The sequence below is a fragment of the Nonomuraea sp. NPDC049400 genome (assembly GCF_044466425.1).
GTDB lineage: Bacteria > Actinomycetota > Actinomycetes > Streptosporangiales > Streptosporangiaceae > Nonomuraea.
This window is the reverse complement of record NZ_JBITMP010000012.1, coordinates 219,359-231,908: the sequence shown is the minus strand read 5'-3', so window position 1 is coordinate 231,908 and position 12,550 is coordinate 219,359. Positions and strand designations below refer to the sequence as shown.

At 69.8% G+C, this 12,550-nt stretch carries 14 protein-coding genes; 10 read left to right on the top strand and 4 right to left on the bottom strand.

What is annotated here, in order from left to right; genetic code table 11:
• Positions 1–7 precede the first annotated feature (7 nt).
• The 3 genes from ACIBVN_RS21275 (at position 8) to ACIBVN_RS21265 (ending at position 2,710) form a co-directional block, all read left to right on the top strand.
• Positions 8–484 (top strand): iron chaperone, encoded by a 477-nt coding sequence (locus ACIBVN_RS21275; protein ID WP_397138807.1) that lies wholly within the window; start codon positions 8–10, stop codon positions 482–484.
• A gap of 139 nt (positions 485–623) precedes the next feature.
• Positions 624–1,529, top strand: a complete 906-nt coding sequence (locus ACIBVN_RS21270) for a hypothetical protein (RefSeq protein WP_397138805.1) — start codon at positions 624–626, stop codon at positions 1,527–1,529.
• Positions 1,526–2,710, top strand: coding sequence for a S8 family serine peptidase (locus ACIBVN_RS21265; RefSeq protein ID WP_397138803.1), 1,185 nt, complete (start codon positions 1,526–1,528; stop codon positions 2,708–2,710). The genes ACIBVN_RS21270 and ACIBVN_RS21265 overlap by 4 nt, the downstream gene beginning before the upstream one ends.
• Positions 2,711–2,726: 16 nt before the next feature.
• On the opposite strand, the gene ACIBVN_RS21260 is transcribed toward ACIBVN_RS21265, so the two are convergent.
• Complete coding sequence (locus ACIBVN_RS21260; RefSeq protein ID WP_397138801.1) at positions 2,727–3,407, bottom strand: Pr6Pr family membrane protein; 681 nt, start codon at positions 3,405–3,407, stop codon at positions 2,727–2,729.
• A 134-nt stretch (positions 3,408–3,541) separates the two neighbouring features.
• Here ACIBVN_RS21260 and ACIBVN_RS21255 point away from each other — a divergent pair, with 134 nt between their 5' ends.
• The gene (locus tag ACIBVN_RS21255; protein WP_397138799.1) at positions 3,542–4,717 is read left to right on the top strand and encodes an MFS transporter; all 1,176 of its coding nucleotides are present in this window, start codon (positions 3,542–3,544) and stop codon (positions 4,715–4,717) included.
• 488 nt (positions 4,718–5,205) lie between these two features.
• Entirely contained in the window at positions 5,206–5,715 is a 510-nt protein-coding gene (locus ACIBVN_RS21250; RefSeq protein ID WP_397138797.1) for an NUDIX hydrolase, read from the top strand.
• 35 nt (positions 5,716–5,750) lie between these two features.
• On the opposite strand, the gene ACIBVN_RS21245 is transcribed toward ACIBVN_RS21250, so the two are convergent.
• A complete protein-coding gene (locus ACIBVN_RS21245; protein WP_397138795.1) occupies positions 5,751–5,927 on the bottom strand; it encodes a hypothetical protein in 177 nt (58 codons plus the stop codon).
• 47 nt (positions 5,928–5,974) lie between these two features.
• On the opposite strand from ACIBVN_RS21245, the gene ACIBVN_RS21240 reads away from it, so the two are divergent.
• Entirely contained in the window at positions 5,975–6,505 is a 531-nt protein-coding gene (locus tag ACIBVN_RS21240) for a GlxA family transcriptional regulator (protein ID WP_397138926.1), read from the top strand.
• A 313-nt stretch (positions 6,506–6,818) separates the two neighbouring features.
• Positions 6,819–8,045 (top strand): RNA-guided endonuclease InsQ/TnpB family protein, encoded by a 1,227-nt coding sequence (locus ACIBVN_RS21235; protein WP_397138793.1) that lies wholly within the window; start codon positions 6,819–6,821, stop codon positions 8,043–8,045.
• A gap of 316 nt (positions 8,046–8,361) precedes the next feature.
• Here the strand turns inward: ACIBVN_RS21235 and ACIBVN_RS21230 are convergent, their stop codons facing one another.
• On the bottom strand, positions 8,362–8,838 hold the full coding sequence (locus ACIBVN_RS21230; protein ID WP_397138791.1) for a GNAT family N-acetyltransferase: 477 nt from the start codon (positions 8,836–8,838) through the stop codon (positions 8,362–8,364).
• Between the two features lie 95 nt (positions 8,839–8,933).
• Between ACIBVN_RS21230 and ACIBVN_RS21225 the strand changes: the two genes are divergently transcribed.
• From ACIBVN_RS21225 to ACIBVN_RS21215, 3 genes are all read left to right on the top strand, one after another.
• Positions 8,934–9,773 (top strand): NAD(P)H-binding protein, encoded by an 840-nt coding sequence (locus tag ACIBVN_RS21225; RefSeq protein ID WP_397138789.1) that lies wholly within the window; start codon positions 8,934–8,936, stop codon positions 9,771–9,773.
• A 117-nt stretch (positions 9,774–9,890) separates the two neighbouring features.
• A complete protein-coding gene (locus ACIBVN_RS21220; protein ID WP_397138787.1) occupies positions 9,891–11,123 on the top strand; it encodes a cytochrome P450 in 1,233 nt (410 codons plus the stop codon).
• Entirely contained in the window at positions 11,120–12,088 is a 969-nt protein-coding gene (locus ACIBVN_RS21215) for a hypothetical protein (protein WP_397138785.1), read from the top strand. The genes ACIBVN_RS21220 and ACIBVN_RS21215 overlap by 4 nt, the downstream gene beginning before the upstream one ends.
• On the opposite strand, the gene ACIBVN_RS21210 is transcribed toward ACIBVN_RS21215, so the two are convergent.
• Positions 12,073–12,546, bottom strand: coding sequence for a hypothetical protein (locus ACIBVN_RS21210; RefSeq protein ID WP_397138783.1), 474 nt, complete (start codon positions 12,544–12,546; stop codon positions 12,073–12,075). The two genes, ACIBVN_RS21215 and ACIBVN_RS21210, sit on opposite strands and share 16 nt — an antisense overlap.
• Positions 12,547–12,550 lie beyond the last annotated feature (4 nt).

Genomic DNA, 12,550 nt, shown 5'->3' with positions numbered 1-12,550 from the left:
ATTTGTCATGAAGAGCACGCAGACGTCCGCGAAGGCCACCGGCGCAGCCGACGAGAAGTACGACGGATTCACGGAAGAGGAACGGGCCGCTATGAAGGAGCGCGCCCGGGAGTTGAAGGCGTCCACGCGGCGCGGCGCGCGTGCCGCCAAGCCGGACGCGGAGAGCGAAGTGCTTGCGAAGATCGCCGAGATGGAGGAGGAGGACCGCGCCCTCGCCGAGCGGATCCACGAGATCGTCAAAGCCAGTGCGCCGGCCCTCTCGCCGAAGCTCTGGTACGGGATGCCGGCGTATGCCAGGGACGGCAAGGTCGTCTGTTTCTTCCAGAGCGCGCAGAAGTTCAAGGCGAGGTACGCCACGCTCGGCTTCAACGACCCGGCGAACCTCGACGAGGGCGCCATGTGGCCGACCGCCTTCGCTCTGACGCGCTTGACCGCCGCCGACGAGGAAAGGATCGCCGCGCTCGTCAAGAAGGCCGCGGGCTGAGACGTAGGCCACAGCGTCGGGTGTGGGCCCGGTTCCGCGCGGCAGACCGATAGGGTCAGAACGCGCAAATCGATCAGAGGGGTTCAAACGGAACCGTGCTCCGTTCCCTGATCGGCCGGCTCGCACGACAGGAGAGACGATGATGCACCCCCCGTCCGGCTCCGGGCCGGGGTTCCATCCCCCTCAGCCGCCCTCCGGGCATCCCCACCCGTACGCACCAGGGCAGATGCCCGTGCCGGACCCGCAGGCCGGGTTCCACCAGCACCAGTACCAGTACCAGCACGCACAGCCACCGGCAGGCCCGACGCGGCCCCGACGCAGCGCCTGGCGGGTCGCCGTGGGGCTCGTCGTCGCGGGCTTCGGCCTGCTGGCCGTGCTCGGCGGTGGCGCGCTCATCGCGCACGCCTACTCCAACAGCCAGCAGATCATCCACAACCCGGCCTACTCCAGGGAACTGTGGCGCAACGTGCCCGCCGAGAAGCTGTTGCCGCCGCAGCTCGGCCGGGAGCACCCCGACAAGGGACACTCCTCGCCGAACGACGAGCGCGGCTGGACCAGGGCCGCCATCTCTTCCGACACCTCCTGCCGGGCGGCGCTCTCCGGCGAACTGGCCAAGATCGCCGCCGAACGGGGCTGTGTCGCGGCCATGCGTGCCACGTACGTGGACGACACCGGAGGGACGGCCGCCACCGTGGCCCTGGTCGCCTTCCGCGACTCCAAGGCCGGCCTCGATCTGGCGGACATCGTCCGTGAGGCGCAGGAGAAGCCGGACCACGCGGTGCGCGCTCTCGCCGCGCCCGGCACCCAGTGGAATGACTCCGCGCGCACCGGGAGCGGCGGCGACCTCGTCGGGGAAGCGCCCATCTTCGTGGCGGTCACCGCGGGGCCGGCGGACGGCCGCAGGCCCGGACGGCTGCCCGAACCGTGGGGCAAGAGGGCCTACCACCAGGAGGAGGACCGTGAGGCGTGGGCGTACACCGCCCGAGGGCTCGCGGAGAGCCTCGCCACCCGGCTGTACGCCGAGAGCCGGAAGGTGGGGGCATGATCCGCAGGCTGACCTGCGCCGCCGTACTGGTTGCCGGCCTGTTCGCGACCACCGGCGTCCCGGCCCTGGCCGGGACGCCGCAGGGCTGGGAACTGGGGGCCATGAAGGTGCCCGCCGCGCAACGGCTCGGACAGGGCAAGGGAGTCACCGTCGCGGTCCTGGACACCGGGGTCGTGAAGAACCATCCGGAGTTCCGGGGACGGGTGACGAACGGCCCCGACTTCATCGGCGGGGGAGCCCGGCCAGGGCAGTCGTACTGGGGCGCGCACGGCACCGCCATGGCCTCCAGCGTGCTGCGGGTCGCCCCCCAGGCGCGGGTGCTCTCGGTTCGGGTGATCTGGGACCGGGAGGATCCGGCACGCAAGCGCGCGGAGGCCGCCGCCAAGTCCGGCCGCGTCGCCGCCGACAAGGAGACCATCAAGGCAGCCACCGCGCTGGCCAAGGGCATCCGGTACGCCGTCGACAAGGGCGCCCGGGTGATCTCCATGTCCCTCGGCACCGACGAGTGGGGCCTCGGCAGCGACTACGGTGAGGACACGGCCGCGGCCGTCGACTACGCCCTCGGCAAGGGCGCCATCCTGCTGGCCAGCGCGGGCAACGGCGGATCCACCGATCCGCTGGAGGTCGACGCGAACAACGTCGTTTCCTACCCGGCCGCGTACCCGGGAGTGATCGGGGTGGCGGCGATGGCGCCCAACGGCCGGCGGGCGGACTTCTCGCAGGTGCACACGTACAACACGATCGCCGCACCCGGCGTGGACATCTACGCCGCCGACAACCGCGGCGGCTACCGGACCGGGGACGGCACCTCGCCCGCCTGCGCGCTCGCCGCGGGCACCGCGGCACTGATGTTGTCCCGCAACCCCGACCTGACACCCCGGCAGGTACGCGACATCCTGGTGCGGACCGCCAAGAAGCCGCCGGCCGGCTACACCGTGTTCCTCGGCTTCGGGCTGATCGACGCGGCGGAGGCGGTGCAGGCGGCGGGCGCCGCCAAGGACGCCAAGATCGCGGCGGCCCCGTACAAGGGGAAGGAGTACTTCGGGGGCGGACCGGTCGCCCCGCCGACCACCAACCCGCCGATCGACATGTCCTACGTGGCCGTGGGCGGCACAGCCGCAGGAGTGGGGCTGTTCTTCCTGCTGGGCGCGGCGCTGCTGATGCGCCGGCCACGCGCATGAGATCCTGCCCGGGATCTCAACGCGTCACCGGAGCGGCAGGGTCCGCGGTGTCGGCGGGGGGTGAAGGTGTGGAGACCGCAGGCGCACGACCGGCGCGGTTGACCAGGCGGTGCAGGGCGATCAACCCATAGCCGAGCAGTAAGAAGCCGACGGCCAGCGCCAGCGCCATGAGCGCCACCCCGCCGTACCCGAACTTGTCCACGTCCAGAAACGGATAGGGATACCGCTTCCACGCATCTGGAGGGAGCAGGGCGCCTCTGACCAGGGCGAAGACCAGATAGGCCAGCGGATAGACCAACCATCGGAGAGCGGCCGCCCATTTCGGCCGAGGAGCGACCCGGTCGAAGCACAGCCAGTCGATCACCGCCATGACGGGCGTCACGTAGTGGAGGAGGAAGTTGCCCAGACCGCGACCGTGAAGGGAGAGGTGCTCGAAGGGGTTGGCTCCGCGCATGCGCAGAAAGTGCCAGACCAGCCCAGTGATCACGATGTAGAGCGTCACCGCCCCCTTGAGCTCGGTGGGAAGGCGCCATCTGCCGGCCACCTGCCAGGAGTAGAACGCCGTGAGCAGCAGATTGCTCTGCACGGTGAAGAGCACGAGCGGGTTCAGCGGGTCGGCCAGGGCCAGCCACGTGTAGACCAGGCCGACCACCGCGGCCAGGATCAGCATCAAGCGGTACGCCGTCACCCAGATCATGGGGATCATGCTCGCACAGGGCGCCTGAGCCCGGTGTCCCAGCGACGGTACGGTCCGAAACCTGCCGGTGCCTGTCGCCCCGTCACTGCTTGGCTGGTTCCCAAAGATCACGCGCTCTCGCCCGAACGGGAACCATGTCAACGACCACGCTCACTTCATCACGTTCGCCACTGATCAGCTGGCTCGCGGTCATCTCGCTCATGCTGGGCATCTTCGCCATCGTCACCAGCGAGATCCTGCCCATCGGCCTGCTGACCGCCATCGGAACCGACTTCGGCATCTCCGACGGCACCACGGGGCTGACCATGGCACTGCCCGGCATCGTCGCCGCGGTCGCCGCGCCCGCCGTCACGCTGACCACCGCGCGCCTGGACCGCCGCGTGATGCTGTGCGTCCTCATGGCCGTGCTCGCCGTGGCCGACGTGCTGGCGGCCGTGGCGACCTCCTACTGGGTGATGCTGGCCTCCAGGGTGCTCGTCGGCCTCACGATCGGCGGCTTCTGGTCGATCGGGGCCGGGCTGGCCGGCCGCCTGGTACCGCCGCGGGCCGTCGGCGCGGCCACCGCGGTGATCTTCTCCGCCGTGCCGCTCGGCTCCGTGCTCGGCGTGCCGGCCGGGACCTTCATCGGCCAGCTCACCGGCTGGCGAACCGCCTTCCTGGTCCTGGCCGCGCTGGCTCTCCTGGTCCTGCTGGCCCTGCTGATGCTGCTGCCGCGGCTGCCCGCCCACCAGGTCACCAGCCCTCGCGTCCTGCTCGATCTGCTGCGCAGCCGAGGCGGCAAGATCGCCCTGCTGGCCACCTTTCTCATCGTCCTGGCCCACTTCGGCACCTACACCTACGTCACGCCTTTCCTCCAGGACGTCACCGGCCTGCATCCCGCCGCCGTCAGCGCCGTCCTGCTGATGTACGGGATCGCCGGAATCGCCGGCAACTTCCTGGCCGGCAAGGCCACCGCCACCCGCCTGCGAGGCGCCTTCGTGACCTGCGGCGGCCTGATCGCGGCCACCACCCTGCTGCTGCCCTCGGCCGGCGGGACGACCGCCGGCGCCGTGGTGCTGCTCATCGTCTGGGGGCTCGCCTACGGCGCCGTGCCCGTCTGCTCGCAGGCATCGTTCATCACCGCCGCACCCCACGCGCCCGAAGCCGCCACGGTCGTCTTCACCTCCTCGTTCCAGGCGACTTTCGCCCTCGGGGCGTTCCTCGGCGGCCGCGTGGTCGACGCCTTCTCGGTCTCCACCGTGATGATCTGTGGCGGGCTGACGGCCCTCCTCATGGCGGCATCCCTGTGGTCGCTCGCCAAACCCCGCTGAGCCCGCGAGCCGCCGCTGTCCTGACGTCCGTACGGTGCGGACCATGCCGCCGGGCCGGGTGCCGGTTGGGCGCCGGCGGCGTTGGTGCCGTTGCAGAACCCACTGCCCGAGTATCCGGACCAGTTGCTGTCAATGGTTCCGCTGCACACAGCGGGTGAGCTCTCCGCCTCATACCGCGTCGCCGCGGCATGCGCGGCGGGTGGTGACAGGGTGACGAACGCACCGGCTGACAGGCCGGCGCACGCGAGAACGGCTTTAAGGCGCATCATCCTTCTCCAATGGTGTCGGTACGACGGCACTGGCGATGAAACCTCGGCCACAGTAGGAAAGCGCTTTCCCCGCGTCAATGCGAGCTGTGCCCACCCATCGGGCCGGACGGCATCGCCGCTGGCCAACGATCAACCGCTCGCTCGACTGCCTGTGAAACTTTCATGATTTGCGCTATGAAATGGGGAGTTTTCCCTATCAAGGCGGGCGGAGTCAGAGTGGTGCGGATTCGACGAGGCGCACGGATCGTGCTGCTGGACCAGGACGAGCGGATCCTGATGATCCAGCACAGGTACGACGGCGCCATCGTCGTCCCCGGCTCTCCCGTCCGGGAGCTGTTCTGGGTGACGCCTGGCGGGGGCTTGGAGGAAGGCGAGGACTTCCGCCAAGCCGCCCGCCGGGAGCTGCTGGAGGAGACCGGACTGACGGACGTCGAGTGGGGGCCGTGTGTGTGGACTCTCGACGGGGACGTCCAGTGGGGCGGCGAGCCGGTGCACGTGCATGAGCGCCACTTTCTGGCGCGGTTTCGGGGCACGGAGGTCATCAGCCGCGCTCACCTGGAGCCGGGGGAGCGGCAGGGGATCATCGAGCATCGATGGTGGTCCCTGGCGGAGCTTGTCGCAGCCGAGGCCACGGAGACGCTGCGACCTCTCGGGCTCCCGAGGCTGCTGGCCGATCTGCTGGCCGCGGGAGAACGTCTGCCGGCTGAACCGCGAGCCCTGTACGCGTAGGTCCTATGCGCGTTCGTACGTCTTGCCGCGGTTCGTCACCGTCCTCGTGAGTGAAAGACCCGGGCCGTGCGCGTGTATCCGATGGCGGTGGCAACGCGGTCGGCGGTTGCCGTACCCAACTCTCGTTCAGTGATCCACAGGCCCAGATCCAGCCCGGCACTGAGGGCGCCGGCAGTGATGCGGTCACCGGCGTCGACGACACGTTCCTCCACGACATCCACACCGTAGGACCGAATCTCGTCGTACGCGCGCGTGGTTGGTGGTCGCCGTCGACGCGAATGCCCTGTACATCGACGAGGGACAGGTGCTGACCAGCGCGGGACTGGCCGCCGGTCTGGACCTGTGCCCCTACATGGTCGGCCGTGACCACGGTCAGTCCGCGGCCGTCCAGAGGGCCCGTCACATGGTCACACCACTGCACCGGGCCGGCGGTCAGGCGCAGTTCATCCCGTCCGGCGAGTCCGTCGAAGACGCGGAGCTGGCCGACGTCACCGCGTGGGCGAGCGCCAACCTGCACCTGCCCCTCACCGTCACCGATCTCGCCCGCAGGGGCATGCAGTCCACCCGCACCCTGCACCGCAACTTCCAGACCAGGTTCGGCATGAGTCCGCGAGCCTGGTTGATCCAGCAGCGTCTGCGCGTCGCCTGCACCCTGCTGGAGGACGGCGACATCACCGTCGACGAAGTCGCCCGGCGTACCGGGCTGGGCACCGCCACCAATCTGCGAGCGCACTTCCACCGAGCCTTCGCCACCACTCCCACCGCCTACCGTCGAGCCTTCGCTCCCTGACGTCTGGCGCTGTGACCGCAGACCCCCGGGACGTCACCGCGCCTCAGTCCGGTGGGGCGAGCCGGGCTGTCCGATCGCGAACGGCGTCGTCGAGGCGTGAGGTGAGCCACTGGCTGACGAGGTCCGCGACGATCGCGCCGCCCCGGTCACCGAAACCTCCGGAGGAAGCCCGGTCCTTTAGCTTCGGGGCGGGAGGAATCGGGACTTCCTGCGAAGCGAGACAGGGACAGCCGGATCGCCGCCAAGGCGATCGGGCTTCAACCTCGCGATGAACGCTCAATTTTGTCGTACCTCCCCGATAGATTGGCCGATCATGACGATGCCACCGCGGGTAGCCGAGGATGCCGGGCATGCCCGGTACACCTACCGGCTTCGGGTGTCGTCCAGCGCCCGCGCCGCCCTGCTGGCCGAGTGGGACCGGTGCCGGTGGATCTGGAACGAGTGCGTCGCCAAATCCAAGCAGGTGTACCTGCACAACCGGGCCCACCCGGGCGACAGGCGGACGTGCGGCCCGGCCCAGCTCGACAAGATGCTGACCGAGGCCCGCCGGATCACGCCGTGGCTGCGTGCGGGCTCCAGCGTTCCTCAGCAGCAGATCATCCGGGATTTCGGCAGGTCCCGTGCCAAGGCGTTGAAGGACATCGCCGAACGTCTGCCGATGCGGCAGCGGGCCGGGATGCCGCGCTTGAAGAAGAAGGACCTGGCCGACCCGAGCCTGAACTACACCCGGCGCGGGTTCGGTATCAAGGACGGTCGCCTGCAGTTGGCGGGCGGGATTGTGCTGAGCGTGGTGTGGTCGCGCGACCTGCCCGGCGAGCCGTCGTCGGTGCGGGTGTACCGCGACAGCCTGGGCCACTGGTACTGCTCGTTCGTCGTACCCGCCCGGGTGCAGCCGCTGCCGGAGACGGGACGGGTGATCGGCATCGACTGGGGCGTGACAGAGACTGCGACCACCACCAGCGACGACCATGACCTGCCGCACCCCGAGTACGGCAAGAAGGCCCAGGCCAGGCTGGGCCGGTACGACAAGATGATGGCCCGCCGCAAGCCCGCCAAAGGGCAGCCCGGCTCCAAGGGCTACCGCAAGGCGAAGAAGCTGCGCGCCAAGCAGTACAAGAAGGTCGCCCGCCAGCGGGAAGACACCGGCCGCAAGTGGGCCAAACGCGTCGTGCGCGACCATGACACGCTCGCGGTGGAAGACTTCAAACCCACGTTCCTGGCCAAGTCGACCATGGCGCGCAAGGCCGCCGACGCGGCCATCGGCGCCACCAAGCGCGCCCTCATCGAGATGGGCCGCAAACACGGCCGGGACGTCCGGCTCGTGCACCCGGCGCACACCACCACCGAATGCGCACCGTGCGGAGCGAGAACCAAGCACGCACTACCTCTTTCCGAACGTACCTACACCTGCACCGCGTGCGGAACATCCCGGCCCCGGGACAAGAACTCCGCCCATGTGATGCTGGTCCGGGCTGGTCTGAACCCGGCTGGTGCCGATCGCGTAAGACCCGACAGTCCGCAGGACCGTCAGGCAGCGTGAGCCAGGAATCCCCCGCCTTCAGGACCCCGTTGCGGCGCAAAGGGGTTCTGAGGCGGGGGAGCAGTCAATCAGATGGACGTGGTCGACGCCCGCCGTCATGGGCGATCTTGTCCCAGTAGGTAGTGCTGGGCGGCGAGGGCGAGGGGAAGCTGAAGTCGTACGGCATGCGGTCTTCGGGCCGGGCGAGGCCGAGATAGTGCTTTCCCGGGAGCATCGGGTCGTCCGGTGGCTGCGGTACGAAGGCACGTATGAGTCGCTGCGCCACGACGACGACAGGACGGCGTTGTGGGAGCTCGATCGGCGCATCCGCCGATGTTCACGACGTGAAAGCCGGCTGCCGCACCATGAAGACGTCGACCGGGTCCTCAGTTTCCACGACGAACCCGTGGCGTTCGTACAGGCGCCGTGCGGCGCTGCCTTGCAGGACGTTCAGGCGGACGGCCACGTCCTCGGCGTCGGTCCGGTCCAGCAGGGCCCGCAGGACGGCCGAGCCGAGGCCTTGGCCCTGGAGTTTCGGGGCGATGTAGAAGTGCTCCAGCCACCGTCCGTCCTCGCCGGGCCGCAACGTCACGCAACCCGCGAAATCGCCGTCGGCCGCGATGATCGACGTGTATTCGGCGGAGAAGGAATCCCTCAGGCGCTGCCGGACCCGGTGCTCGTCGAAACGGCCAAGCCGCCGCAGGTCGGCACGTAGCACCGTGGCCCGCAACTCCGCGATCATCTCGACGTCTCCCGGCTCGGCGGCGCGCAGCGTCCACCGCGTCGGGGTGCCTGGCCGCTCGGTCGTGCTCATGCGCTGGAGTATCGCAGCGGTCGTTCTGCGCCCAAGCGACCGCCCCCCGCGTTCGCAGGGAATATCGCCGCCGGCACCCGAGGCTGACATGGGGCATGAACAGGATTCTTGTGACTGGTGCGACGGGTAACGTCGGCCGGGAGGTATTGACCCAGCTTGTGTCCGTCGGCGGCCCCGTGCGCGCGCTTGTGAGGACAGCTCGCCGGCTTGACGCGGGGGTGGAGGCGGCGGAAGGGGACCTGTCCAGGCCGGACACGCTGGCCCAGGCCCTGGCGGACGTCGAGACGGTGTTCCTGGTCTGGCCCTTTCTCACCACCGAAGGCGCCCCCGCAGTCCTGGACGTGATCCGGGGCCATGCCCGCCGGGTCGTCTACCTCTCGTCGTCAGGAGTGAACGACGAGGCCGGGCGGCAGACCGATCCGATCAACCAGCTCCATGCCGACATGGAGAGCCTGATCAAGAAGTCGGGTCTGGAATGGACCTTCCTGCGGGCGGACACCATCGCCTCCAACACCCGCGGGTGGGCCGCGCAGATCCGCGGCACCGGCGTCGTACGGGGGCCGGACATCGCGGCCACCGCCGTGGTCGACCCGCGCGATGTCGCAGCCGTGGCGGCGCGCGTGCTGGCCGATGACGGGCACGTGGGGGCGACGTACGTGCTGACCGGGCCGGAGGTGGTGAGCAGGGCCCAGCAGGTACGCGCGATCGGGGAGGCCGTCGGGCGCCCGCTGCGCTTCGAGGAGGTGCCCGTGGAGACCGCACGCGAGCAGATGCTCGCGGACGGGATGCCGCCTGCCCTGGTGGAAGCCCTGCTGGCCAGCGCGGAGCAGCGGCCGCACGCTGGGTTGATCACCTCCGCGGTGGAGGAGATCACCGGGACGCCGGCGCGTACGTTCCGCCAATGGGCCGCCGATCACGTCGACGACTTCCGATGACACGGGGTGGCGTGGTGGCCAGGGATTGACGGCTTCGGGTGACACCTGACCTGTCTTGGCTGGAAAGCGACGCATCGCGGACAGTTGAGAAAGAAACTCATGCATCGGAGGTCTTCAATGGCCATCCCTCCCCTGCAGATCCCGGTCCCCGGCGAGCGGACATCCGAGACGATCCGCCGATACCGCGACGAGAACGGGCCGGTGGTGCCCATCGAGCTTCCAGGCAAGGTCGACGCCTGGATCGTGACCTCGTACGACATGGTGAACGAGGTCCTCGCCAACGACGGCACGCTCTACAGCAAGAACCCGCGGAACTTCACCGCACTGAACGACGGCACCATCCCCCCTGACTGGCCCCTGCGCCAGCTCATCGGGGGCGACCACCTGCTGACCAAGGACGGCGCGGATCACCGGCGGCTACGCGGCCTCATCAACCGCGCCTTCACCCCAGGACACGTCCGGGCCCTCGCCTCCCGGATCAAGGAGATGACGGACGAGCTGCTCGACCGGCTGGCGGCCGAGGGGGACGTGGTGGACCTGGTCCGCTATTTCACCGAGCCGCTGCCGGTCAACGTGATCTGCGAGCTGTTCGGCGTGCCCGAGCAGGAACGGCAGCAGCTCCGCGAGTGGAGCAACGTGATCCTCTCGCACACCGCCACCCCGGCGGAGGCCGTCGCCGCCGGGGACGGCATCCTCGGCTATCTCAGCGCGTTCATCCAGCGCAAACGCGGCGAACCGGGGGACGACCTCACCACCGGGCTCATCCGGGCGCAGGAGGACGACGGCGACCGGCTGTCGGACGAGGAGATGTTGTGGATCCTGTGGCTGGTGCTGATCGCCGGCCACGAGAGCACCCTGCACCTGATCGCCAACGCGGTCCTCGCCCTGTGCACCCACCCCGGGCAACTCGCCCTCGCCCTTCGGGACGACGCCTGGGACCAGGTGGTCGAGCAGTCGTTGCGCACCCGGAGCTCGGTGGTCAGCATCATGTTCCGCTATCCGGTGGCGGACGTGCGGCTCGGTGGGGTGACGATCCCGGCCGGGGTCCCGGTCCTGGTCGGGGTGGCGGGCGCGGGGACGGATCCGGCCAAGTTCGGCGGGGACGCGGCGCGGTTCGACATCTCGCGCGGCCAGGAGACGCATTTCGCGTTCGGTCGCGGGCCGCACTTCTGCCTGGGTGCGCCGCTGGCCCGGCTTGAGGCCCGCATCGCGCTGAGCTCGCTGTTCGGCAGGTTCCCCGGGCTGCGGCTGGCGGTCGCGGAGGACGAGATCGTCTACTCCTCGTCGCTCATCACCGAGGGACCCGTCGCATTGCCCGTGGCACTGGGACCCGCCAAGATCGGGGGATGACGATCTCGGGCCGCTGGCGGGAGTTGCTGTTGGATCGTCTGGAGGAGGCCACACGCAGGCTGGCCGCCGTTCCGGGCGTGCATGGGTTGATCGTCGGAGGCAGCGTCGGGCGGGGTGGTCCCTGGCCGATGTCGGACATCGATCTCCTTCCCGTGTACGACGGCGATCCGGAGGCGACAGCCGGGCATGTCGAGCGCGAGCAGGCGCAGCTCGTGGACTGGTGGGCCGCCAGCGGCAGGGCGCAGAACCTTGACGTCGGCTGGCTCGCGTTCACGGTGAAGGAAGCACAAGAGGCCGTGTCCATGGACGCGGACTGGGCCGTGGAGCGGCTGACGCGAGACCTGCGCTGGTTCCACGGCATGGACAAGGCATTCCAGGGCCGCGCGGCCGACCCGGAGGACCGGCTCACGAGCCGCTTCGTGGGCTGGCTGACCGAGATGCGCTTCCACTCCGCCGTGGTCGAGGCCAGGATCGGGTGGTGGCGGCAGAGTGCGGCCGACGCCCGTGACCGGGCGCATCAGGAGCGGGCGGCGCTGCGACTGGACGCGGCGACGTACCACCTCAGGGAGGCGGCCCGGGCCGTGCGGCACGTCGTGCTCGAGCGATGGGGCGAGCGCCTCGGGTCGATGGGCAGGGAGTGGACCCGGTTCGAGCGCATGGCGGCGGCTCGCGGCGAGTCCGAGCTGGCCGAGCGGATCGCGCTCCTGGCGGGCGCGTCCGTGGCGGATGTCGCCGAACGCGAACGGCTGGCGCCGAACTGGCTGCGCGAGAGGATCGATCTGAGCTGGGCGGCCCGCCAGGCCCTGGACGAACCAGTCACTCCCCAGCAGAACGCCCGTGACCAGATAGCCGCGTTCTGCCTGCACGTCGCCCACCACCGGCCCGACCTGGCGGGCGCCTGGACCGCCAGCCCCGACCCGGACTTGGACGAGCACCTCCGCCTGCTCGACTACCTGCTTGCCTGAACCGCCCGCACGTACGTGATCTCGAAGTCGAGGTCCCAGGTCTGGCCGTCCTCCGACGTCTCCCACCGCGCGTTCACGGTGTCGCCGTCGGCGCTGAACGTGCCGTGGAAACGCTGGTTGAAGCCCGGCGCGTGCCGCCAGATCCGCCACTCGCCGTCCGCCAGCGTCATCCGGTAGACCCGGTGCACGCCGCGCGCGTCGGCGTACAACATGGTGAACTCCTCGGTGGCGTCGTCGAGCCCGATCAGGGAGACGGTGGGGAACGGCGCGTGGTCCCGCCACGCCTGCGGGGCGGTGGACGGCGGCGGCTCGGCGTCGGTGAACTGGCGGAGGAACAGGCCGTCGTCCTGCCAGGCGAACTCGGTCCACGCGCTGCCTAGGCCGTCCACCTTCGGCTGCACCGTCCACCGGCCGACGAGGCGGTCGAGCCGGGCGAGTGCGGGATGCCTGCCGTCCATGTCG